Source organism: Rhodococcus sp. P4_E4 (assembly GCF_056401575.1).
This window is the reverse complement of sequence record NZ_JBFUJB010000011.1, coordinates 199,794-219,609: the sequence shown is the minus strand read 5'-3', so window position 1 is coordinate 219,609 and position 19,816 is coordinate 199,794. Positions and strand designations below refer to the sequence as shown.

Annotated in this window: 21 protein-coding genes; 9 read left to right on the top strand and 12 right to left on the bottom strand. The window is 62.6% G+C overall.

Annotated features, from left to right (window positions below; all coding sequences use genetic code 11):
- Positions 1-26: 26 nt before the first annotated feature.
- Positions 27-527: a DUF2617 family protein gene (locus AC1DVN_RS14505; RefSeq protein ID WP_046379342.1), complete on the bottom strand. Its 501-nt coding sequence runs from the start codon at positions 525-527 to the stop codon at positions 27-29.
- Positions 524-1,156 (bottom strand): DUF4178 domain-containing protein, encoded by a 633-nt coding sequence (locus AC1DVN_RS14500; protein ID WP_019745427.1) that lies wholly within the window; start codon positions 1,154-1,156, stop codon positions 524-526. The genes AC1DVN_RS14505 and AC1DVN_RS14500 overlap by 4 nt, the downstream gene beginning before the upstream one ends.
- A 171-nt stretch (positions 1,157-1,327) precedes the next feature.
- Between AC1DVN_RS14500 and AC1DVN_RS14495 the strand changes: the two genes are divergently transcribed.
- Positions 1,328-2,641 carry a YhgE/Pip domain-containing protein gene (locus AC1DVN_RS14495; protein WP_477993955.1) on the top strand — a complete coding sequence of 438 codons (1,314 nt, stop codon included), beginning with the start codon at positions 1,328-1,330 and terminating at the stop codon, positions 2,639-2,641.
- Between the two features lie 99 nt (positions 2,642-2,740).
- Positions 2,741-4,117, top strand: coding sequence for an NAD-dependent succinate-semialdehyde dehydrogenase (locus AC1DVN_RS14490; protein ID WP_477993954.1), 1,377 nt, complete (start codon positions 2,741-2,743; stop codon positions 4,115-4,117).
- A 99-nt stretch (positions 4,118-4,216) separates the two neighbouring features.
- On the opposite strand, the gene AC1DVN_RS14485 is transcribed toward AC1DVN_RS14490, so the two are convergent.
- The gene (locus tag AC1DVN_RS14485; protein ID WP_020970886.1) at positions 4,217-4,495 is read right to left on the bottom strand and encodes a hypothetical protein; all 279 of its coding nucleotides are present in this window, start codon (positions 4,493-4,495) and stop codon (positions 4,217-4,219) included.
- A gap of 49 nt (positions 4,496-4,544) precedes the next feature.
- Here AC1DVN_RS14485 and AC1DVN_RS14480 point away from each other — a divergent pair, with 49 nt between their 5' ends.
- Positions 4,545-4,988 carry a hypothetical protein gene (locus AC1DVN_RS14480; protein WP_477993953.1) on the top strand — a complete coding sequence of 148 codons (444 nt, stop codon included), beginning with the start codon at positions 4,545-4,547 and terminating at the stop codon, positions 4,986-4,988.
- 4 nt (positions 4,989-4,992) lie between these two features.
- Here the strand turns inward: AC1DVN_RS14480 and AC1DVN_RS14475 are convergent, their stop codons facing one another.
- The gene (locus tag AC1DVN_RS14475; protein WP_020970888.1) at positions 4,993-5,826 is read right to left on the bottom strand and encodes an alpha/beta fold hydrolase; all 834 of its coding nucleotides are present in this window, start codon (positions 5,824-5,826) and stop codon (positions 4,993-4,995) included.
- 75 nt (positions 5,827-5,901) lie between these two features.
- Between AC1DVN_RS14475 and AC1DVN_RS14470 the strand changes: the two genes are divergently transcribed.
- The 5 genes from AC1DVN_RS14470 to AC1DVN_RS14450 all read left to right on the top strand — a co-directional run bounded on the left by AC1DVN_RS14470 (position 5,902) and on the right by AC1DVN_RS14450 (position 11,796).
- The gene (locus AC1DVN_RS14470) at positions 5,902-6,381 is read left to right on the top strand and encodes a MarR family winged helix-turn-helix transcriptional regulator (protein ID WP_019745433.1); all 480 of its coding nucleotides are present in this window, start codon (positions 5,902-5,904) and stop codon (positions 6,379-6,381) included.
- A complete protein-coding gene (locus tag AC1DVN_RS14465; protein WP_080909908.1) occupies positions 6,378-7,010 on the top strand; it encodes a 5-oxoprolinase subunit B family protein in 633 nt (210 codons plus the stop codon). Before AC1DVN_RS14470 ends, AC1DVN_RS14465 begins: the two co-directional genes overlap by 4 nt.
- Positions 7,007-7,870: a 5-oxoprolinase subunit C family protein gene (locus tag AC1DVN_RS14460; protein ID WP_477993952.1), complete on the top strand. Its 864-nt coding sequence runs from the start codon at positions 7,007-7,009 to the stop codon at positions 7,868-7,870. Before AC1DVN_RS14465 ends, AC1DVN_RS14460 begins: the two co-directional genes overlap by 4 nt.
- Before the next feature lie 47 nt (positions 7,871-7,917).
- The gene (locus AC1DVN_RS14455) at positions 7,918-9,468 is read left to right on the top strand and encodes a bifunctional 3'-5' exonuclease/DNA polymerase (protein WP_477993951.1); all 1,551 of its coding nucleotides are present in this window, start codon (positions 7,918-7,920) and stop codon (positions 9,466-9,468) included.
- 102 nt (positions 9,469-9,570) lie between these two features.
- Positions 9,571-11,796, top strand: a complete 2,226-nt coding sequence (locus AC1DVN_RS14450) for an MMPL family transporter (protein WP_046379348.1) — start codon at positions 9,571-9,573, stop codon at positions 11,794-11,796.
- 3 nt (positions 11,797-11,799) lie between these two features.
- On the opposite strand, the gene AC1DVN_RS14445 is transcribed toward AC1DVN_RS14450, so the two are convergent.
- The 4 genes from AC1DVN_RS14445 to AC1DVN_RS14430 are packed head-to-tail and all read right to left on the bottom strand — an operon-like array spanning position 11,800 to position 14,279.
- Complete coding sequence (locus AC1DVN_RS14445) at positions 11,800-12,645, bottom strand: DNA-3-methyladenine glycosylase family protein (RefSeq protein ID WP_477993950.1); 846 nt, start codon at positions 12,643-12,645, stop codon at positions 11,800-11,802.
- Positions 12,642-13,241, bottom strand: coding sequence for a methylated-DNA--[protein]-cysteine S-methyltransferase (locus tag AC1DVN_RS14440; protein WP_046379350.1), 600 nt, complete (start codon positions 13,239-13,241; stop codon positions 12,642-12,644). The genes AC1DVN_RS14445 and AC1DVN_RS14440 overlap by 4 nt, the downstream gene beginning before the upstream one ends.
- Positions 13,238-13,792 carry an RNA polymerase sigma factor gene (locus AC1DVN_RS14435; protein WP_020909250.1) on the bottom strand — a complete coding sequence of 185 codons (555 nt, stop codon included), beginning with the start codon at positions 13,790-13,792 and terminating at the stop codon, positions 13,238-13,240. The genes AC1DVN_RS14440 and AC1DVN_RS14435 overlap by 4 nt, the downstream gene beginning before the upstream one ends.
- Positions 13,779-14,279: a methylated-DNA--[protein]-cysteine S-methyltransferase gene (locus tag AC1DVN_RS14430; RefSeq protein ID WP_019745441.1), complete on the bottom strand. Its 501-nt coding sequence runs from the start codon at positions 14,277-14,279 to the stop codon at positions 13,779-13,781. The genes AC1DVN_RS14435 and AC1DVN_RS14430 overlap by 14 nt, the downstream gene beginning before the upstream one ends.
- Positions 14,280-14,423: 144 nt before the next feature.
- Between AC1DVN_RS14430 and AC1DVN_RS14425 the strand changes: the two genes are divergently transcribed.
- A complete protein-coding gene (locus AC1DVN_RS14425) occupies positions 14,424-14,969 on the top strand; it encodes a ribulose 1,5-bisphosphate carboxylase large subunit (protein ID WP_095973117.1) in 546 nt (181 codons plus the stop codon).
- 4 nt (positions 14,970-14,973) lie between these two features.
- On the opposite strand, the gene AC1DVN_RS14420 is transcribed toward AC1DVN_RS14425, so the two are convergent.
- From AC1DVN_RS14420 to AC1DVN_RS14405, 4 genes are all read right to left on the bottom strand, one after another.
- Positions 14,974-15,711 (bottom strand): SDR family NAD(P)-dependent oxidoreductase, encoded by a 738-nt coding sequence (locus AC1DVN_RS14420; RefSeq protein WP_020970896.1) that lies wholly within the window; start codon positions 15,709-15,711, stop codon positions 14,974-14,976.
- Positions 15,708-16,733 carry a phosphotransferase family protein gene (locus tag AC1DVN_RS14415; protein WP_046379354.1) on the bottom strand — a complete coding sequence of 342 codons (1,026 nt, stop codon included), beginning with the start codon at positions 16,731-16,733 and terminating at the stop codon, positions 15,708-15,710. Before AC1DVN_RS14415 ends, AC1DVN_RS14420 begins: the two co-directional genes overlap by 4 nt.
- Positions 16,730-17,941, bottom strand: a complete 1,212-nt coding sequence (locus AC1DVN_RS14410; RefSeq protein ID WP_020970898.1) for an acyl-CoA dehydrogenase family protein — start codon at positions 17,939-17,941, stop codon at positions 16,730-16,732. The genes AC1DVN_RS14415 and AC1DVN_RS14410 overlap by 4 nt, the downstream gene beginning before the upstream one ends.
- Positions 17,942-18,016: 75 nt before the next feature.
- Positions 18,017-19,795, bottom strand: a complete 1,779-nt coding sequence (locus tag AC1DVN_RS14405; protein ID WP_477993949.1) for an ABC transporter ATP-binding protein — start codon at positions 19,793-19,795, stop codon at positions 18,017-18,019.
- Positions 19,796-19,816: the final 21 nt, after the last annotated feature.

The window sequence follows — 19,816 nt, the reverse complement described above, 5'->3', positions numbered from 1 at the left end:
CACCGGAGCCAACCATGTCCGCCCCCTCACGGTCGCCACCTACTGCGCGTCTTCACGATCACTCCTGTCCCCTCCCCCGGGTACAAATGCCAACTCTGCCAACTCCACCCCTGGCGGTCTCGCACGCCACACAACGCGGTCAACGCTGTGTCGTCGCCGGGAAAGGATCCGCAGATCCAACCGTCCTGGCCGGCGGACTCTCTCAACGATGCAGCTTCCGAATCGAATTCGACTCGGTCCAGGACCAGCGAGGAAGACTCGAAGCGGTAGTTTCCCGTGGACTCCACTGCCGGCAAGGGTTCACCGCCGGCGGCAAGAGCATCGCACGAAACCTGCTCGGTCAGTTCCTTTCCCGATGCCCGGGCCGTCACCACGTGAGATGCCCCGAGCACTCCGAGTGTCAACGTCGCATCGGAAGTTTCGATCACCAACTCGGCGAGGGTCGGCGGCGAGGGGGCTCCCAGCACCAACCCCAGTGCCGAGGCATTCACGTCGGTCGGTTCCACATCGAGTCGATACAGACTCATTCCGGTGGGCCCGAGTGGATCACGGTGAGTTCGCTGCGGGTGACCGCCCGTCCCGTGGAAACCTCCCACGACTGTCCGCGCGCCCACTTCTCGAATGCGATCAGCCCGGTCTTGTCGGCGGTCGCGTAGTCCGCGTATTCCATCGAGCCGGAGGGGGCCGTACCCGTCGTACCCTCGGCCGTGAACTTCGCCGTTCCACTTTCGATCTTGCGGTGAACCTTGTCGTCGAGAATGACGTCGCCGTTCGGGACCAGGTTGGTTCCTTCTCGACGCATCCAGAGAGTCATCTCGAGTTCGCCCTCGTCGTCCTCCACTGTCAGCCAACGACGACCGGTCGACCCGTCGAGAAGGTGCTCACGCCAGATGTACCCCTCTTCGTCGAGCGTGATGGTCCCTCGAACAACGTGGTCGATACCCGCGTACGTGATGATGTCGCCGACCCCGATCTTGTGGGGGTCGTACACCTCGGGATAGTCGGCGAGCGGGTCCACGCGAGCATTCGGCTTGCCCTGGCGTCCACGCAGGACCACAAACGCGACGGCAGCGATCACTACGAGTATCAGGACAACTATCAGCACGTTGGTCAACGGTTTCTCCGAAATCGTCTCGGCAGGGTTGCCGCGGGCCATACCCTACCGATCCGTTCTCAGCCTTTTCGGATGAGACTGCCGGCAAACTGACCCGCCGCCGGCCGGGCAGGTCTCCAGCGCCGTGGGCAGATCGAAAGACTGCCCCGGCGCACCTTTGCGTTTACGCTCAGCCCGAGGAACTCCGCGCGAAAGAAAGCCGGTCGACTGACGATGAGCAAGAACACGGAGCCGTCTGCCCGCACCGTCATGCACACACCACGATTCTGGTTGACGCCGTTGATAGTGGTCACCCTCTTGATGTCGGCGCTGGCAGCGCTGTACATGGGCGGAATACTCGACCCCAAGAAACACCTGGACCAGTTCCCGATCGCCCTGGTCAACCAGGACGAAGGCGACACCCTCCCCGGCGGCGACCCCGCCGACCGCAAGAATTTCGGAAACGACATCGTCGCCGGCCTCGAAAACGGAATCGACCACCAGAAGATCGACCTGCAGCAGATCGGTATCGGCGAAGCCCAATCTCGGTTGAACTCCGGCACGCTGTACGGCGCGATCGTGATTCCCAGTGATTTCACGAAGAGGACGATCATCCTGGCGGAGGCCAGCGTCGTCGCCGGTGACGTAGAGCAACCGATCATCACGATCTACACCAATCCACGTGCAGGTTCCGTCTCCGCATCTCTGGTCCAGTCGATCGGAACTACAGCCCTCGCCTCGGTCAACAAGAACATGGGCGAGCAACTCACCACCCTGGTCACCCAGCAGTTGGAAGCGGGAGGCACCGGAACCCAGATCTCAGGAGCGAGCCGCCTGCTGCTCGAAAATCCGGTGAACGTACTCACGGTGGCCCACGATCCGCTTCCCGACGGCACCGGATTCGGTTTGGTTGCATTCTATTTCGCGCTGCTGTTGGTCCTTGCGGGATTCACCGGAGCAACCGTGGTCAATTCCTTGGTGGACGGCATGCTCGGATATGCGCCTACCGAATTCGGTCCGCTCTTCGTTCAGAACGACGTTGTGGGTATCAACAGGTTTCGGACGCTGCTCGTCAAATGGGCGTTCATGATCGTGTTGTCCGGCATAGTCTCCGCGTTGTTCCAGTGGATCAGTCGCGCCCTCGGAATGCCGGTCACTCACGGGCTTGCATTGTGGGAGTACGGCGCGCTGGTCATCACTGCAGTCGGCATCACGGCGATGTCGGTGATGGCCGCATTCGGCTCGTTGGGCATGTTGATCAACCTGTTCGTGTTCGTCATCCTCGCGCTGCCTTCGTCCGGTGGCACCATCCCCCTCGAAGCCAGCCCCAGGTTGTATGCCTGGCTGGCGCAATTCGAGCCGATGCACCAGATCTACATGGGTACGCGATCGATCCTGTTCTTCGGCGCACGCGGTGAGGCAGGGCTGCTGCATGCCGTCTGGATGACCTTGGTGGGTCTACTGATCGGCGTCGTACTCGGCATCGTGACCACCCGTTTCTACGACCGCAAGGGCTACGAACGCACCCATCGCCCCAAGGTGGCGTGAGATGGTACCCAGCCGGGATTTGATCGAAACCTGTTGGGCCGATTCAATGTGATTGCGCGTTTCGGGAATCTTCGACCCCCTTCCGCACGTTGTACAACTATGGCTAATTACAAAACAGTCAATCCCGCGACAGGTGAAACCGTCAGGGAATTCGATACTTTGGATGACGCCGGAGTTGAAGCCGCACTTGCGAACACGCATCGCGGCTACTTGACCTGGCGCAACAGTGCGCCACAGCAACGTGCGGCAGTCCTGAGCAAGACCGCCGAACTGTACACAGAGCGGGCGGACGAACTGGCCCGAATGATCTCGTTGGAGATGGGTAAGCCGGTCCGCGAGGCCAAGGGCGAAGTACAACTCTCGGCCGCGATCTATCAGTGGTACGCAGACCACGGTCCGGCGTTGCTCGAGGAAGAACGGCTCGACGTTCCCGGGGCCGAGGAGTCGGTTGTGTACCGGCGACCGATCGGTGCCCTGATCGGCGTCATGCCGTGGAACTTCCCGTACTACCAGGTCGCCCGCTTCGCGGCACCGAATCTCATGCTGGGCAACACGATCATTCTCAAGCACGCGTCCAACTGTCCGCAGTCGGCCCTGCTGATGGAAGAGATCTTGCGACAAGCCGGATTGCCGGACGACGCCTACGTCAACGTCTTCGCGACCAACGAGCAGATCGCGGACATGATCGCCGATCCACGAGTTCAAGGCGTGTCACTGACTGGCAGCGAACGCGCCGGCACCAGCGTCGCCGAAACTGCGGGACGCAATCTCAAGAAGGTCGTCCTCGAACTCGGCGGATCGGACGTGTTCATCGTCCTCGATTCCGACGACATGGATGCCACCGTCAAGTCCGCAACCAAGGCGCGTCTGTCCAATGCCGGCCAGGCCTGCAATGCGGCCAAGCGTTTCATCGTCACCGAAGATTTCTACGACGACTTCACCCGCAAATTGGCGACGTCCTTCGAATCCGTTTCTGCCGGTGACCCGTTGGACGAATCCACCGTCCTGGGCCCGCTGTCCTCACAGAGCGCGGCAGACACTCTGATCGAGCAGATCGACGACGCTGTGTCCAAGGGAGCAACGCTGCTCACCGGTGGGAAGAAGATCGACGGCCCGGGCGCCTACGTTCAGCCGACGTTGCTCGCAGACGTGACCCAGGACATGCGGGCTTACAGCGAAGAACTATTCGGACCTGCCGGCGTCGTCTACAAGGTCAAGTCGGCCAGCGAGGCTGTGGAACTTGCCAATTCGTCGGTCTACGGTCTGAGCGGGTCTGTCTGGAGCAGCGATCTCGATTCCGCCCGGTCGGTCGCTGCCGATCTCGACGTGGGAATGGCGTTTGTCAACGAGCACGGAACGACGTTGCCCGGTCTGCCCTTCGGCGGAGTCAAGCGCTCCGGAGTCGGCCGCGAGCTCGGTCCGTGGGGAATGGACGAGTTCGTGAACAAGAAGCTGCTCCGCGTCTCCAAGAAGTAGCGCGGTGCAAAAGTAGCGCAATACAAAGGAAGGCCCTGATCTCTGTTGAGGTCGGGGCCTTTCCTCATATCCCACGGACCAGCAAGAGCAATGCCCTGGTCACTCGCTTGCCGGAGTGACACTCCCACGAGTGAGGCTCCACCCGAACCTCGTCGCGATGACAGCTGACAGCCAGCCCAACAGCGCACCCACCAGTGGAGCAGCGATCGCGGTGTAGATCGCCTCGTTGGAAACACCAACCGACACGGCGGAGTCACCGACAAAGGCGAAATCGGTTCGGGAGGCGACGGACGCCAACTCGATCAGGCCGGAGACAACAATAATCAGGAACCCCAGCAGGAATCCGAAGCCGGCCAGAAGAAGATGAAGTGCACGCATCCGATCAGTCTGCCTGTAACACCCATCCAGATGAAACCGACCTGCTGGTATGACACTTTCACGAATCGCTCGCACTACCGTGATCGCCGCCGCCATCAGCGCGAGCGCCGCCATCTGTTCCGCGACGTCAGCTTCCGCGGACGTAGTAGACGTCACGATCCTTCCGGGTCTCAGCAGCGGGCCGACAACACCGTACGGGGCGGGCTGCACGTATCTGGTGGTTGCCAGGACAGCAGCGTTGGACGAGTCGAACGTCTCGATTGTCGACCTGAACCGGGCGTCGACCATGTTCCCGCAGGAATTGATCTGGGACACCGTCAATCCCTATTTCACCTTGCCGGTTGTACTCGGCCACGCCGTCACGCTGTGGACTCCGACCACACCCGGCGAACATTCTCTGATGGCCTACCAGACGTCAGCGGGCGGGCCGGTCACAACGGTCGATGTCAATCCGGCCACCCCGATCGGTCCGGGGTGCGTCGTCGCACCCTGATCCGCTAGCCCTCCAAGAAGTCGACGAGCACTCGGTTGAGTTCATCGGCGGGAACCATCGGAATACTGTGATGTGAAGCATCTTTCAGCACCTCGACACGTGCTGCGGGAATCCTCTCCCGCACCGACCTCGACACCGTTTCCGCATCATGCACCCGTCCGTCCTGCGCGAGGACCACCAGCAACTCGACATCCAGTGCGCTCAAGTCCTCTTTCGAAGGACGTTGAGGCACTACGAGATCGGGTCGCGGTAGATCCGAAGTGCCCACTTCCACAAGAGACAGCCAGTCGGAGTCGATACTCAACTCACCTGTCTCCCACTCCAACAGTCGCTTTCGGCGTGCTCGCGACGGGGACAGCAACAGCGGAAGCGCACGCAGAAGGTAGCCCGCCTTCATGCCGGCGAAACTCGAATTAGGATCGAGCAGAACAAGTTTCCCGACACGATCCGGTCGATGCAGCGCAAAGGCCAACGCAATCATTGCGCCGTAGGAATGTCCGACCACATCGACGGTGTCGGCGCCGGTGCAATCGACTATCGAGTCCATCCACTCGATCAGATCGTCGACGGACTTCATCGGATCACCATTGGGAATGCTGAGTCCGGCATCGCCCAGGGTGTCGACGGCAAAAACACGCCGGGATTTCGACAGCGCCGCAACGTTGTCGAACCACACCGTCGAAGTGGCACCTCCCCCGGGCAGAAGGATCAACGGCCGCGAGTCTTCAGGTCCACAGACGTTCACATGCGTTCGGCCGAACCGGCCTGCGAGATCCACACCCAGCGGTTTTTGCGGCCATTTGGTCAGTACGGCGTCGTATGCGCGATTGAAGTCCATTCCCCACCCCCATTTTCTCTCGACTATCGAGATAGTAGACAATCGAGAGACAACACACCAGGGCTGGAGGCATCCATGAGCGTCGGCGATGCAGAAGACGAAGCAATGGCGATCGTCCACTCGCTTCGCGCACTGACCGTCGACTTGAACGTGGCGGTTTCCGGCTTTGCGAACAAGTACAAAATGCACTCGACCGACGTCCGCGCACTGATCTGCCTTCTGGATGCCGAGCGCTCGGACACACCGGCGACGCCTGGTTGGTTGGGCTCACAGCTCGGGATCAACTCTGCGTCGGTGACTGCACTGGTCGACCGGATGGTCAAAGCGGGGCACGTAGCTCGGGAGCGAGATTCGGCGGACCGTCGACGGGTGCTCTTGCAGGTCACACCATCGGCGGTCACTCTGGGCGAGAGCTTCTTCGGCCCCCTCATTTCACGGGCTGCGAGCACCGTCGGGAATTACACCGCGGCCGAGCGAGCTACCATCGCGAGTTTCATCGTGGCGATGCGAGCGGACGTGGAGCGGACTCGAATCGATCGGGAGCCCTCCCTGTGACTCGCATACTTCCCGCGGGAGAACGCGCATTTCTCGTAGACCTCGATTCCGAAGCTGACGTTCTCGCGTTCACCGAAGCACTGACGCGTAACACCCCGGTCGGGGTCGAAGACTTCCTCCCCGCAGCTCGCACGGTCCTGGTCACGTGCACCCCGGCCGCAGATCTCACGTACGTCCGGAAGTGTTTGAACGATCTCGAGCAAACCAATTCTGCCGCGACCACAGACGAGCATTCCGAGACGGATGCACTCACCATCGCCGTCAGGTACGACGGGCCCGACCTCGACGACGTCGCACAGTCACTCGGAATGAGCCGTTCCGAGGTGGTTGCGGCCCATACCGGGGCGATGTGGCGTTGCGCCTTCATCGGATTCGCACCCGGCTTCGCCTACCTGACTTCAGTCGACACTCGGCTCGACGTTCCACGTCGAACTCAGTCGCGAACCGCAGTGCCAGCCGGTTCCGTCGCCCTGGCCGCTGGATACAGCGCGATCTACCCGCGGGCATCGCCGGGTGGCTGGCAGATCATCGGGAGCACCGACGCCGTGATGTGGGATCTGAACGCCACACCACCGGCCGCCGTTCAGCCCGGGTGCCGCGTGCGCTTCGTGAACGAGGACGACCGATGAGCGGTCTGGAGATACTCGACACCGGGCCGCTGAGCTTGATCCAGGACCTCGGACGGACCGGACACCTTCGCTCGGGCGTCGGGGTTTCCGGTGCTGCGGACAGGCGATCGCTCAAACTCGGCAACCGGCTCGTCGGCAACGACGAGAGCGCGGCAGGCGTCGAGGTCCTCCTGGGCGGATTGAGCATTCGAGCGCAGCAACAGGCAACGATCGCGTTCACCGGGGCGCCCGCACAGGCCTACCGCGACGGCATTCCGGTCGGGCATTCGAGCGTGATCGCTCTCGACGTCGGTCAGACCGTCCGCCTCGACTACGCACCGAGTGGCCTGCGGACGTATCTGACCGTCCGAGGCGGCATTGTGGTTCCCGAGATCCTGGGATCGCGCAGCACCGACACCATGTCCGGGATAGGTCCGGCGCCTCTCGAGCCCAAGGTTGTTCTCCCGATCGGGCCTTCGCCGACCGCGTTCTCGCTCGTCGACCTTGCACCAGTTCCACCGATGACAAACGAGACTCTCGACATTCGAGTCGTATTCGGGCCGCGCGCAGATCGATTCACCAACCCCGAATCGCTCCTGCGGGGGCAGTGGGCGGTCTCGACCGACTCGGACCGAATCGGGGCGCGACTCGATCGTGTCGGCACCGACGAACTGCTGCAACGAACGAATGACGCCGAACTCCCCACCGAAGGCGTAGCGCTCGGATCGATCCAGGTCCCACCCAGCGGCCAACCTGTCGTGTTCCTCACCGATCACCCGATCACCGGCGGGTATCCGGTGGTCGGAGTGGTCGCGGACGCAGATATCGACCGACTCGGCCAAGCCCGTCCGGGTCAGCACATCCGGTTCGTCGGGGCCTGAGCAGCGCCGAGCGATGGCGTGTCGGACCCTGCCGTCACACTGATGTCGTGCGAGTTGTCCTGGTCCCCGGTAGTACGACGTCCACGGGAGCTGTGACGGCAACTGTCCTACGGACCGACCCCGGTGGAACGCCGCTCGCCGATCCCGTCGAATACCCCGACCTGATCGCAGCGGTGCGCACCATCGAGGAAGCCGAGCACCCGCGGTGGGTGTGGCCGAGTACGGCGACCGTGTACCCACCGCTACTGCGGGCAGGCGTACGGGTTCAGCGGTGCCACGACATCTCCCTGACCCGCGCGATACTCGGAATGCGCGTCGGCAAACCGTCACCACCTGCCGAGGAGTTCGGCGACGATCGACTCGGACTCTTCGACACTGCACCCGTTCTCGATCCTCTCGCCGTCGCCACCGAATTCGCCGATCAGCGCGCAACCATCGGCACGGATGCTCGACTGGACTTGTTGATCGCAGCAGAATCGGCCGGCGCTCTCAGCGCCGCCGAGATGACGCACACGGGCCTGCCGTTCTCGACGCAGAAGCACCGCGAACTCCTCGAAGAACGGCTGGGGCCGCGGCCGACGGGATACGACCTCCCCGCTCGTATGCAGGAACTTGCCGCACAGATCAGTGAGGTCTTCGGGCTCACCGTCAATCCTTCGTCTTCGGTGGAGATCACCGAGGCGTTCGGGCGTCAGGGCATCGAACTACCGTCGACGCGCAAGTGGTTTCTGCAGGAAATCGATCATCCGGCTGTGCCGCTGCTCCTACGTCACCGCGAACTCGCCAAGCTGTACAGCACCAACGGTTGGCAGTGGATGGACAGTTGGGTGCGGGGCGATCGATTCCGCCCGATCTACGTTCCCGGTGGTGTCGTGTCCGGCAGGTGGGCGAGCCGGGGCGGCGGGGCCCTCCAGATTCCTAAGACCATGCGCTCGAGCGTCGTCGCAGATCCGGGCCACGTGTTCGTCGTCGCCGACGCCGGTCAGCTCGAACCCCGAATTCTGGCCGCCATGTCCGGCGACCGCCGCATGATGGCTGCCGCCGGCGACGACGATCTGTACGCACTTGTCGGTGCAGAAGCCTTCGGCGGGGATCGCGCAAAAGCCAAGGTCGCAATCCTCGGAGTCCTGTACGGGGCGACGGCGGGTGAAGCCAAAGCACTGCTCATCTTGTTGCGGAAGCGATTCCCGGTCGCCGTCGAGTACGTCGAGCAAGCTGCCAAGGCAGGTGAGCGCGGCGAGGTGGTGAAGTCACTGCTCGGTCGGGCCTGTCCCCCACCGTCTCCCGACTTCTACTCCCACGGCGACGCTCACGCCCGCGGTCGTTTCACGCGCAACTTCGTCGTGCAGGCCACTGCGTCCGAGTGGGCGCTGTGCCTCCTGGCCGACCTCAGGCGCCGCCTCGCAGAAGATCCGGACGGCGAGTTGGTCTTCTTCCAGCACGACGAGGTAGTCGTGCATACCCGAAACCCCGAGTCAGGTGCCGCCCACGTGCTGGCCGCTGCGGCTTCGGCAACTCGATTGTTGTTCGGCGACACAGTCGTTCGTTTTCCCATGGACGTCGCAGCCCGCGAGACTTACGGCAAAGGCACTTCGTAGCGTCGTCAATTCCACTCCAAGTGGTTCCACCGCGCCCGTATTGCGTGTTCTACTGGAAAACGTTGCTTTGTTGGTGCTGGTCGACTGCGTTCGAGGAGAACCATGACCAAGCTGGATACAACTGATGCAGAACGGAACGAGCGCGGAACGGTCAAACGCCGTCGACTGCCGATCTTCACCGTGATCGCGCTTGCAATCTTTGCCTTCGTCGCAGGCGGATTCGGCGGTTCGTTCCAAGGCAAACTCGCCGAGGTTCAGAAGAACGACAACGCCTCGTACCTGCCGAGTTCCGCAGAATCGACGATCGTCAGCAATCAATCCGCGAACTTCCTCGCGGTCGAGACGATCCCTGGTTTTGTTCTGTTCCATCGAGATTCGGCCCTCACCGAGGCGGACAAATCTGCAATCAACTCGGCCTACGGCGCTATTGCCGGCATCTCCGGAGTAGACGCCGACGGAATGCAACCCACTCAGTACTCCGCCGACGGCACAACTGCGTCGATCTTCGTGCCACTCGTCGCCAAAGACGGAGACACATCCGTGGCAGGCGATGTCCTGGCGACCACCGAGCAGAACGTCATCGACGCAGCAAAACAAGCAGCTGGTGATGTCGAGGTACTCCCAGCCGGGCCAGGTGGGCTACTCGTTGCGTTCATCGACGCCTTTGCCGGTCTGGACGGAGCGCTCCTTGGCGCGGCACTCCTGGTCGTGATCCTCATCCTGCTTGTCGTGTACCGATCGCCGGTGTTGTGGTTCTTCCCGCTGTTCTCCGCGCTCCTCGCCATCGGCTTGTCGTCGATGGTGATCTATTTCCTCGCGAAAGCCGAATTACTCACTCTGACCGGACAATCTCAAGGCATCCTTTTCGTGTTGGTGATCGGTGCCGGTACCGACTACGCCCTACTCTTGATCTCTCGCTATCGCGAAGAACTGCACACGTATCCCAACCGCTTCGACGCGATGATCAAGGCCTGGCGCGAGTCTGCGCCGGCCATCACCGCTTCGGCTGTCACCGTGATTCTCGGTCTGCTCTGCCTGACGTTCTCTCAACTCAACTCCAACAAGAGCCTCGGACCCGTCGCCGCCATCGGGATCGCCTGCACCTATCTGGTGATGATGACGTTCATGCCGGTCGCTCTGGCCGCCACCGGACGGTGGGTCTTCTGGCCGCGCAAGCCCAAGGTCGATCACGCCGCAGACCTTACGACGCACGGGATGTGGGGCAAGATCGCCGAGGCCGTCGGCAGCAAGGACCGCCCACTGTGGATCGGCGCCACAGTCTTGTTGATCATCCTGTTCGCGGCCGGGATCGGCAGTCTCAAAACCGATGGCCTGACATCCACCGAAAGCTTCACCAATCGTCCGGACGCTGTTGTCGGACAGGAACTCTACGACTCGAAGTTCGATCCCGGAGCCGGCGCACCGGCCGTGATCACCGCAAACGCCGACCAGGCCGACGCCGTCATCAAAGCAGCCAGCGGCGTCGAAGGTATCTCGCAGGATCCCGGCGCCGTCTGCACCCAGGTGGACGTCGCAAAGGTCAGCGAGCTGATCAAGACAAACCCCGCTGCCGTCGCACAAGCCGCCGCTGCGGGTTGCGCCCCTGCGGCTTTCACCGTTGCACCGATCGACGGCCGAACCATGATCAATGCAACCCTCGCCGACTCTTACGATTCGCCGCAGGCACTCGAAACTGTCAAGCGACTGCGGACTGCCGTCCACGACGTGCCCGGCGCCGACGCGCTCGTCGGCGGCAGCACGGCCACCACCCTCGATGTCCAGGCGGCCTCGGTCCGCGACAGAAACCTGATCATCCCGATCGTGTTGGTGGTGATCTTCCTGGTCTTGGCCGCTTTGCTCCGTGCTCTGCTGATCCCGGTGATTCTCATTGTCACCGTGGTGCTTTCCTTCGCGGCGACGCTCGGTGTGAGCGGATTCTTCTTCACACACGTATTCGGGTTCGCCGGGGCGGATCAATCGTTCCCACTGTTCGCCTTCGTGTTCCTGGTCGCTCTGGGTATCGACTACAACATCTTCCTGATGACCCGTGTGCGAGAGGAGACCGGAGAATTCGGCACCCGCGCAGGTGTCCTGCGCGGTCTTGCGGTCACCGGGGGTGTGATCACCTCAGCCGGAATCGTCTTGGCCGCAACATTTGCCGTACTGGGCATCCTGCCGCTGGTCTTCCTCGCCGAGATCGGATTTGCCGTGGCCTTCGGTGTGCTGCTCGATACGATCATCGTGCGCAGTGTCCTGGTGCCTGCGCTCTCTCACGACATCGGGAAACGTATATGGTGGCCGTCCGAACTGGCCCGCGCGAAAGATTGACCACTACAGAAACGCTTCCTTGGTCCACAGATGAAAGAGTGCGTACGCTCGCCAGGGTCGCCAGCGCTCGGACAACGCTGCGGCTTCTTTGCCCGACGAGACCCCCAACGCTCGCTTCAACACCAAATCGTCGGGTACGAAGGCGTCGCGATCACCGAGAATTCGAACAGTGAGATAGTCAGCGGTCCACGGTCCGATTCCCGGTAGCGCCAACAACTCTTGTCGAAATTGGACAGGATCCGCATCCCAGGAGAGATCGAGACCGTTCGCTGCCACAGTTGCCAACGTGTGCACTGTTCTTGCGCGCGCTGTGGTCAATCCGACGGCTTTCTGTATGTCCTCCGGCGATTGCGCTGCAACCGCGTCCGGATCAGGGAAGGCAAGAAACTCCCCTTCCACCGGCGCTCCGAATGCGCTGACAAAACGACCACCGAACGTCCTCGCTGCGGCGAGCGAAACCTGTTGCCCCAGAACGGTGAGCACTGCGGTCTCGAAACCGTCCACCGAGCCGAGCACCCGCAATCCTGGACGGGCGGCAACGAGTGGGGCCAACAACTCGTCGCTACCGAACGCTGCTTCGACAGCAGTGTGATCGGCGTCGAGGTCGAGCCAACGACGCACGATCACCTCCAGCACTGCGGAATCCTCCGCCGGCACATCGGAATCCACGACGACACCGTCGTCTGTCCACGACACCGACACAACTACCGGGCCGGAAGGCAACGGTATGACTCTGGTGTGAACACCGTCGTCGTGACGCTCGAGGCCTGCGACGCAGTGAGCCCGCAAGGCACCGGTGAGCGGTTCGACTGCATAGGGCGCCTGAAAGCGCAGCGTCACTGCGCTCACCGGCCGGCTTCCAGATCCAGCAGAATCGCTTTCAGTTCGGGGCCGCCGGCGTACTGCCCGAGGCTGCCGTCGCTGCGCACCACCCGGTGACACGGGACCACCAACGGCAGCGGATTCTTTGCGCATGCGGTCCCGACGGCACGCACCGCACGCGGGCTTCCCGACGCTGCTGCGACCACCGAATAGCTTGCAGTGTGGCCGTATTCGATCTCGGGGAGATGACGCAACACTTCGCGTCGGAACCCCTTCGCGAGTTGGAAGTCCAAGCGCAGATCGAATTCTCGACGCGCACCGGCAAAGTACTCGTCCAACTCGCGAGCGACAGTGTCCAGCCTGCGCGGGTAATGAAGCACACGGGGGCTGACGGTGTCCGCCAAACGTTCCAGAACGAGGTCGTGCCCTTCGACGGCAAAGGCAACCCGCACCAGGCCGGCATCGGTCGCCGCCAGCAGTAGCTTTCCGACCGGCGAATCGACGGTTCGATATGCCACGTCGATCAATTCAGCTTCGGACGCCTGAGCAGCCAGGCGCGCCCGTAGGCGGATCATGGCGTCAGCGTCAACGGCTGGAAGCGCCTCGAACACATCGTTACTCATGAGTGACTCCCTTCCGCAGCGGTAGCGGACAAGTAGGTTCTTCGTAGTGTGGCGATACCGTCGGCACCCGCGCGTCTGGCGGCCGCCGGGGTGTTGCCGAGGATGTCCGCGATCTCTGCGTACGGCAGCCCACCCAGAAAGTGATAGGCGACTGCCGCACGTTGTTTGAGCGGTAGCTGTTCGAGTGCGTCCCAGAGTTCGTGATCCCACGTTCCGGGTACGCCGATTCGCGTCGGCAACTCCGGAACCTCGTCTGTCGGCACGGCCACGCGGGCGCGCACTCGGGTGATGTCGATTGCCTTGCGGTGCGCGATGGTCACCAGCCAGGCTTCGATGTTCGCGTCCGGATTCAGATCCGGATATGCCCGCATCGCTGCGATGAACGTCTCGGACCACGCGTCCTCGGCGTCGACGGGACCGACCACCGCGCGGCAGACACGGAGGACCACTGCACCGTATTCGGTCACGACGTCTTCGAACGGTTTGAGTCTCACGATCGGTAGACGTTCCCGATCACCGAATTGTGAGCCGAGCGCATCAGAAGAGGACATCCGATTCGCCGCCGTGCTCGCGGTCGAGCAGGAACCGCTTGCGTTCGAGGCCGCCGGCGAAACCGGTCAGACTTCCGTCGCTACCGACCACACGATGGCAGGGAACGATGATGCTGATCGGATTCTTGCCGTTTGCCGCGGCTGCGGCACGGATCGCAAGCGGGTTACCCAAAGTTTGCGCGAGCTCCATGTATGTCCAGGTTTCGCCGTACGGGATCGTTCGCAAGGTATCCCACACCCGCTTCTGGAACTCGGTACCCACGGGCGCCAGCGGCACGGAGAACTCCGTGCGATCACCCTCGAAGTACTCGGTGAGCTGCGATTCGACTTCACCGAAGACCGCCGCGGAACGATCACCGAACGTGGACTCGTCCGGCTTGTGGCGATGCTCCGCCATGTACAGCCCGCAGAGGTCGTCACCTGCTGCTACCAGCGTCAACGCCCCGATCGGCGAGTCGATCACGGTGTGCGTACGGATAGCCGTCATGTCTCGATCCTTCCAGGTTGCGCGGTGCAGCAGGCAGCGGGTGAATTGATTGTCCGCGCCGGCACCGACACCTCGAAGACGCCGCTGGCCTCGTGAATGTGAGATTTACCTGTACTTTGACGTCACATCAGGCAGTATCGAGGGATGGCTCTAGTTTTGCCCGGCAGCTCCACCGTCGTCCGCTCCGTCGGCGACGTGGTGCACTGGTCCCTGTCCACGGTCGCTTTTGCGGTCACCCTGCCCGCTCGACTCGAGGCGCTCCTCTTCTCGGTCGAGAGGTTGGTGGCACGCATCAACCAGATCGCCGACAACGCCGACCGCGTCGTGATCGGAGCCGCCGCCGTGACCGTTCGAGCTGAGACGCTGGTCGAGGCCGTCGAACAGACCTCGGACATCGCGGGACAACTCCTCGAGATCTACGAGCCCATTGCGTTGCAGCTCGCGCCGCTGGCGGCCAGATTCGCCGACGACCTGTCCGAGGCGGAGGTCAGCGCCGCGATCAAACTGATCGACCAACTGCCGGAGCTCACCGACCGCGTGACCGCGGTGCTGCCCATCCTCGGAACCTTGGACTCCGTCTCGCCCGAGATCCACGAACTCCTCGGAGTGGTAAAGGACCTGCGTCAGGCGATCGTCGGAGTGCCCGGCTTCCACTTTTTCCGCAAGCGGGGCGAAGCCAAGCTGGATTGAAATTTCAGGCGGAGTAGCCGTTGGTCCCAGCACGCGTCATGACGACCTTCGGAACCACTGCTCGAGACGAGAGCTTGAGCAGTCCGTCCACCAACTCCACGATGTCGTCGACCTTGATCATGGTCTCGGGTGTGATCCGATCGTGCGTCCACGCCGACATGTCCGTGTCGACGTAACCGGGAGCAATGGCCGTCGCGCTCACTCCGTTTCCGGATTCCTCGGCGTTGAGTGCTTCGACCATCGAAATGAGTGCAGCTTTGGTGGCTCCGTAGACGGCCAGACCGCTCTCGGCGTAGACGCCGGCCATCGAGGCGAGAGCGATCACCTTTGCTCCGCCGGCGAGGTCCGCGTCCGCCGCTGTACGCAGGAGCGGCAGCGACGCTTGCAATAGTGCGAACGGTGTCCGGAGATTGACGGCGACGGTCTTGTCGAAACGGCGCATCGGGTAATCCGCCACTCGCCCACTGGTTCCCACTCCGGCGTTGAGGACGAGGGCTCGCATGGAGCCGAATCGCTCGCCGTGCGTGGCTACGAGTGCTGCGGCGAAGTTCTCGTCCGCCATGTCGCCGGCCGAGACGACGACGTCCGGCGATCCGGCGCGCGTAAGTTCTTCGGCGACAACGGCGAGCCGTTCGGCATCACGCGCCGTGATGGTCAGCCCGTACCCTTGCGAAGCCAAGCGTGTTGCGATGCCGAGCCCGATTCCCTTGGAGGCGCCGGTGACCAGTGCTGATCGAGTCATTCGAATTTCCCTTGCAGTGCGTTGAGTCCGGCCGAGATCAGTTCCGGCACAGAAGATCCAGCCTTGTCGAATCCCCCGCCGACGGTGGCTCCTGCTCGGAATCGGTGATCGATGCCCTGCGCCACGACGGCGAGTTTGAAGAACCCGAGCGCCATGTAGAAGTTCCAATGCGCCAATTCACGACCCGAAACGGACGAATACCGTTGCGCCAGATCGACAACGGACGGTAGCGACGGGCTCGTCCACGCAGCAGGCTCACCCAGAACCAGATCCAGCGCGGGATGCCGATAGACGCACATCATCGCGATGTCCGCCAGCGGATCACCCAGCGTCGACAGTTCCCAGTCCACCACTGCGGCAACCTTGGTGACGTCGTTCGCCGCGAGAATCGTGTTGTCGATCCGGTAGTCGCCGTGCACGATCGACGAAGCCGATTCAGCCGGAATCAATTCCGCGAGGCTCGACGCCAACCTGTCCACATCGGCCGAGTCCTCGGTCTTGACGCGTGACCATTGACCGGCCCACAACTTCACCTGACGGGCTACGTAACCATCGGGTCGGCCGAGTTCGCCGAGACCCACTGCGTTGTAGTCGACGTCGTGCAGGGCAGCGAGAACACGCACCAACTCGTCGGTGCACTGCGTGACCAGCTCTGCCGGAACAGCTTCCAACTCGGTTTTGGTCCGGATCACTTGACCGGTGACGAACTCGACCACCGTGAACGACGCACCCATCACCGAGGCGTCCTCGCACAGCACGACGGTCGGGGCGACCGGCACGGCGGTGTTCTGCAACGCCGAGGTGATTCGGAACTCGCGCGCAACGTCGTGCGCCGACGGCGTGAGGCCGGCCGTGGGTGGACGACGCAGAATCCACTTCGAGTTGTCGTCGAAGATTCCGTAGGTGAGATTGGATTTGCCGCCTGAAATCAGTTCGGCTCGCAACTCACCGCTCACCTCGACGCCTGCGGCTTGCAGATACTTGTGGAGCGCCACGAGATCGAGTCCTGGGAAGTCCGTCACTTCGACTCCTCCCGAGCAGCGCGCTTCGCAGCGCCGACAACACGTTTCGCAATTGCCCAGCGATGAACCTCGGACGGACCGTCGTAAACGCGGAAGGGACGCACTTCGCGGGACAACCGTGCCAGCGGCAGATCGCCGGACACGCCCATTCCGCCACACATCTGAATGGAGCGGTCGACGATCCGGAAGATCGCCTCGGCCGCGTAGGTCTTGGCGATGGACGTCGCGTTGCTCGCGTGCCCGCCCTGATCGAGTTCGAAGCAGGCCTGCACCAGAAGTGCGCGACTGGCTGCGATGTCGATCTCGTTGTCGGCGACCATCTTCTGGATCATTCCGAGATCACCGAGTTTCGAGCCGAAGCCTTCTCGTTCGGCAACCCTGGCCACGGCGACGTCGTGGCCGCGGCGCGCTGCACCGAGCCAGCGCATCACGTGCGTCATCCGGGCGGGACCGAGACGAACCTGCGCGTAAGCGAAACCCTGATCGACCTCACCGAGAACGGCCTCGTCGGGAACGAAGAGATCCTCGAACGTGACCTCGCAGTGCCCGCCGATCATGGCCTTATCGAGGGTGTCGATGTGTCGACCCACGATGAGACCCGCTGTGTCCGTCGGCGTCAGGAACATGGTCGCTCCGCCGCGCTGCCCGGGCTCGCCGGAGGTGCGCGCCATGATGATGAAGAATCCGGCGCCGTCGGCGCCGGTGATGAACCATTTCTTACCGTTGATCTTCCAGCCACCGGGGACTTTCTCGGCGCGGGTGTTCAAAGCCGAGGGATCGGATCCCGCTCCCGGCGCGGGTTCGGTCATGGCGAATGCCGACCGCATGTCCCCGCTTGCGAGCGGCGCGAGGAACTGCTGCTTCTGTGCTTCGTTCGCGACGTGGGCCAGCATGTGAACATTGCCCTCGTCCGGCGCAGCGATGTTGAGCGCCGTCGGCCCGAAGAGCGAGTAGCCGGCTTCCTCGAAGACAGGCGCGCGATCACTCATGTTGAGTCCGTGGCCGCCGTACTCGATCGGTGCATGCGGTGCGAAGACACCGGCTTCTTTTGCTGCCGCCTGCATCTCGATGCGGATGGCATCGCCACCCGCGACGGCGATGTCACCGGCGTGTTCGTCTTCGATGGGGAGCACTACGTTGCGCGTGAAGTCGCGCGTCTTCTCGATCAGCGCCACCACCTCGGGCGCGTACGTCAGATCGATTGCCACCAGCCACCTCCGAAAGAACATCCCGACCGAGCGATCGCTCGGTAACAGCACTCTCGCACATGCCGATGCGCCGGGTCAACAATCTTCGAGCATCGCCTCGCCCTGATCGAGCCGGCCGGCAACCACCATGTCGCGGTACAGATCGTCCTTGTCCATGAGCTCGTCATGGTTGCCGATGTTGCGGATCCGACCGTCTTCCATGACCACGATCCAGTCGGCGTCACGCACCGTTGAGAGCCGGTGAGCGATGGTCACCACGGCCCCGGTACGTGCACGTTCGTTGATCGCGTCGACAATCGCGGCTTCGGTGAGTGTGTCGACCTGGGCAGTGGCTTCGTCGAGCAGAAGCAAAGCACTCGGTCGCAGAACTGCGCGTGCCATCGCGATCCGCTGACGTTGGCCGCCCGACAGCGAGGTGGCCGTCAGAGCGGTGTCGAGTCCGTTCGGCAGGGCCTCGATCGCGTCGTCGAGTCGGAGCAAACGCAGAACGGCCTGGACTTCTTCGTCCGTCGCGTCGGGATGGCTGAAGACGACGTTCTCCCGAATCGTTCCGGGCACCACCGGCGTCTCTTGCTCCACGTACGCGAGACTCTCGCGCACAGCGCGGTGATCGAGCGCGTCGTAACCGACTCCATGCAGGAGAACCTCACCCGATCGCGGTTCGACAAATCGCAGCACAGTCGAGAGCAAGGTCGTCTTTCCGGCACCCGACGGGCCGACGATGGCCATGTGCCCACGCGTCGGAATGACCAGCGAGACATCGCGCAACGCCGGCTGGTTCGATCCGTGGTAACTCACGGTGACGTCGCGCAACTCGATCAGCGGCGCGGCAGCATTTGTTTTCGCGACCACGTCCACGACCTCCTCGTACTGCTCGGTGGGCAACGACTGCATCTCGCGAATCCGGATAGCTGCCGCGATTCCCGACTGAACGGAAGTCACGTTCTGCGCCAGCTCCGACACCGGCCCCATCAGGGTGAAGGCGTAGAGCAGAAACGCGATGAGCGTCGAGACTGCCATTTCGCCGTCGGCGACTCGCCAGGCACCGAAGCCCAGGATGGCAATGATCGATCCCTGAATGGCGGTCCACGCGACAGTCCACGCGGTTGCCGACACTCGAACCGCCGTGATCGCATGCTTTTTCGCATCGGACGCATTGGTCGTCACCAGAGCGCCGACTCGATCCTCGGCAAGGGAAACCTTGACCGTCCGGATCGCACGCAAGCCACCCTCGAGAACGCCGCCGAGCTGACCGAGCGATTCCTGGGTTCGCGCTTCGGCTGCGGAAATCCGAGGCATCAGAACGGCAAAGAGTATGGAGGCGAACACGATTGCCACCATGGTGACACCCAACAACGGCAGATCCAGAACGCCCATCAGAACAATCGTTCCGATGGTCAACGCGGCTGCGTTCAGAATATTCACCGCGGCCGACGACGCCGCCTCCCGCAGCAGCAAGGTGTCCGACGTGACCCGGGTGACCAATTCACCCACGGATCGCGATTGCAGCGAAGGTACGGTCGCCGCCAGGAATCGCCTCACCAGCGAAGACCTGGCGTCGAAGACAACCTTCTCGGCGGCGGTTCCGAGAACGATCCACTGAGCACAACCGAGCACAGCACCGACGATCAGAAGGACGACGAGCGTGAGGATCGGTCCCTTCAGTGACGCACCGGTATCGAGGGTGTCGAGAACCCACTTGGTGACCATCGGCGTTGCCAGCGTCGCCGCCGAGCCGCACAGCGCCAGTACCAACCCGAGGAGGAGCGACGGCAGATGCGGTCGAGCGAACTCCGAGAGGACGCGGAGATTGCTCCATTTCGGTGCGGGCTGAGAAGCGTCGGATTCAAGCATGAATTTATGGAACACGAATGT

Coding starts and splice junctions, on each gene's coding strand:
- AC1DVN_RS14505 (WP_046379342.1), bottom strand. CDS start 527: ATGAGTCTGTATCGACTCGATGTGGAACCGACCGACGTGAATGCCTCG.
- AC1DVN_RS14500 (WP_019745427.1), bottom strand. CDS start 1,156: ATGGCCCGCGGCAACCCTGCCGAGACGATTTCGGAGAAACCGTTGACC.
- AC1DVN_RS14495 (WP_477993955.1), top strand. CDS start 1,328: ATGAGCAAGAACACGGAGCCGTCTGCCCGCACCGTCATGCACACACCA.
- AC1DVN_RS14490 (WP_477993954.1), top strand. CDS start 2,741: ATGGCTAATTACAAAACAGTCAATCCCGCGACAGGTGAAACCGTCAGG.
- AC1DVN_RS14485 (WP_020970886.1), bottom strand. CDS start 4,495: ATGCGTGCACTTCATCTTCTTCTGGCCGGCTTCGGATTCCTGCTGGGG.
- AC1DVN_RS14480 (WP_477993953.1), top strand. CDS start 4,545: ATGACACTTTCACGAATCGCTCGCACTACCGTGATCGCCGCCGCCATC.
- AC1DVN_RS14475 (WP_020970888.1), bottom strand. CDS start 5,826: ATGGACTTCAATCGCGCATACGACGCCGTACTGACCAAATGGCCGCAA.
- AC1DVN_RS14470 (WP_019745433.1), top strand. CDS start 5,902: ATGAGCGTCGGCGATGCAGAAGACGAAGCAATGGCGATCGTCCACTCG.
- AC1DVN_RS14460 (WP_477993952.1), top strand. CDS start 7,007: ATGAGCGGTCTGGAGATACTCGACACCGGGCCGCTGAGCTTGATCCAG.
- AC1DVN_RS14450 (WP_046379348.1), top strand. CDS start 9,571: ATGACCAAGCTGGATACAACTGATGCAGAACGGAACGAGCGCGGAACG.
- AC1DVN_RS14440 (WP_046379350.1), bottom strand. CDS start 13,241: ATGAGTAACGATGTGTTCGAGGCGCTTCCAGCCGTTGACGCTGACGCC.
- AC1DVN_RS14435 (WP_020909250.1), bottom strand. CDS start 13,792: ATGTCCTCTTCTGATGCGCTCGGCTCACAATTCGGTGATCGGGAACGT.
- AC1DVN_RS14430 (WP_019745441.1), bottom strand. CDS start 14,279: ATGACGGCTATCCGTACGCACACCGTGATCGACTCGCCGATCGGGGCG.
- AC1DVN_RS14425 (WP_095973117.1), top strand. CDS start 14,424: ATGGCTCTAGTTTTGCCCGGCAGCTCCACCGTCGTCCGCTCCGTCGGC.
- AC1DVN_RS14420 (WP_020970896.1), bottom strand. CDS start 15,711: ATGACTCGATCAGCACTGGTCACCGGCGCCTCCAAGGGAATCGGGCTC.
- AC1DVN_RS14405 (WP_477993949.1), bottom strand. CDS start 19,795: ATGCTTGAATCCGACGCTTCTCAGCCCGCACCGAAATGGAGCAATCTC.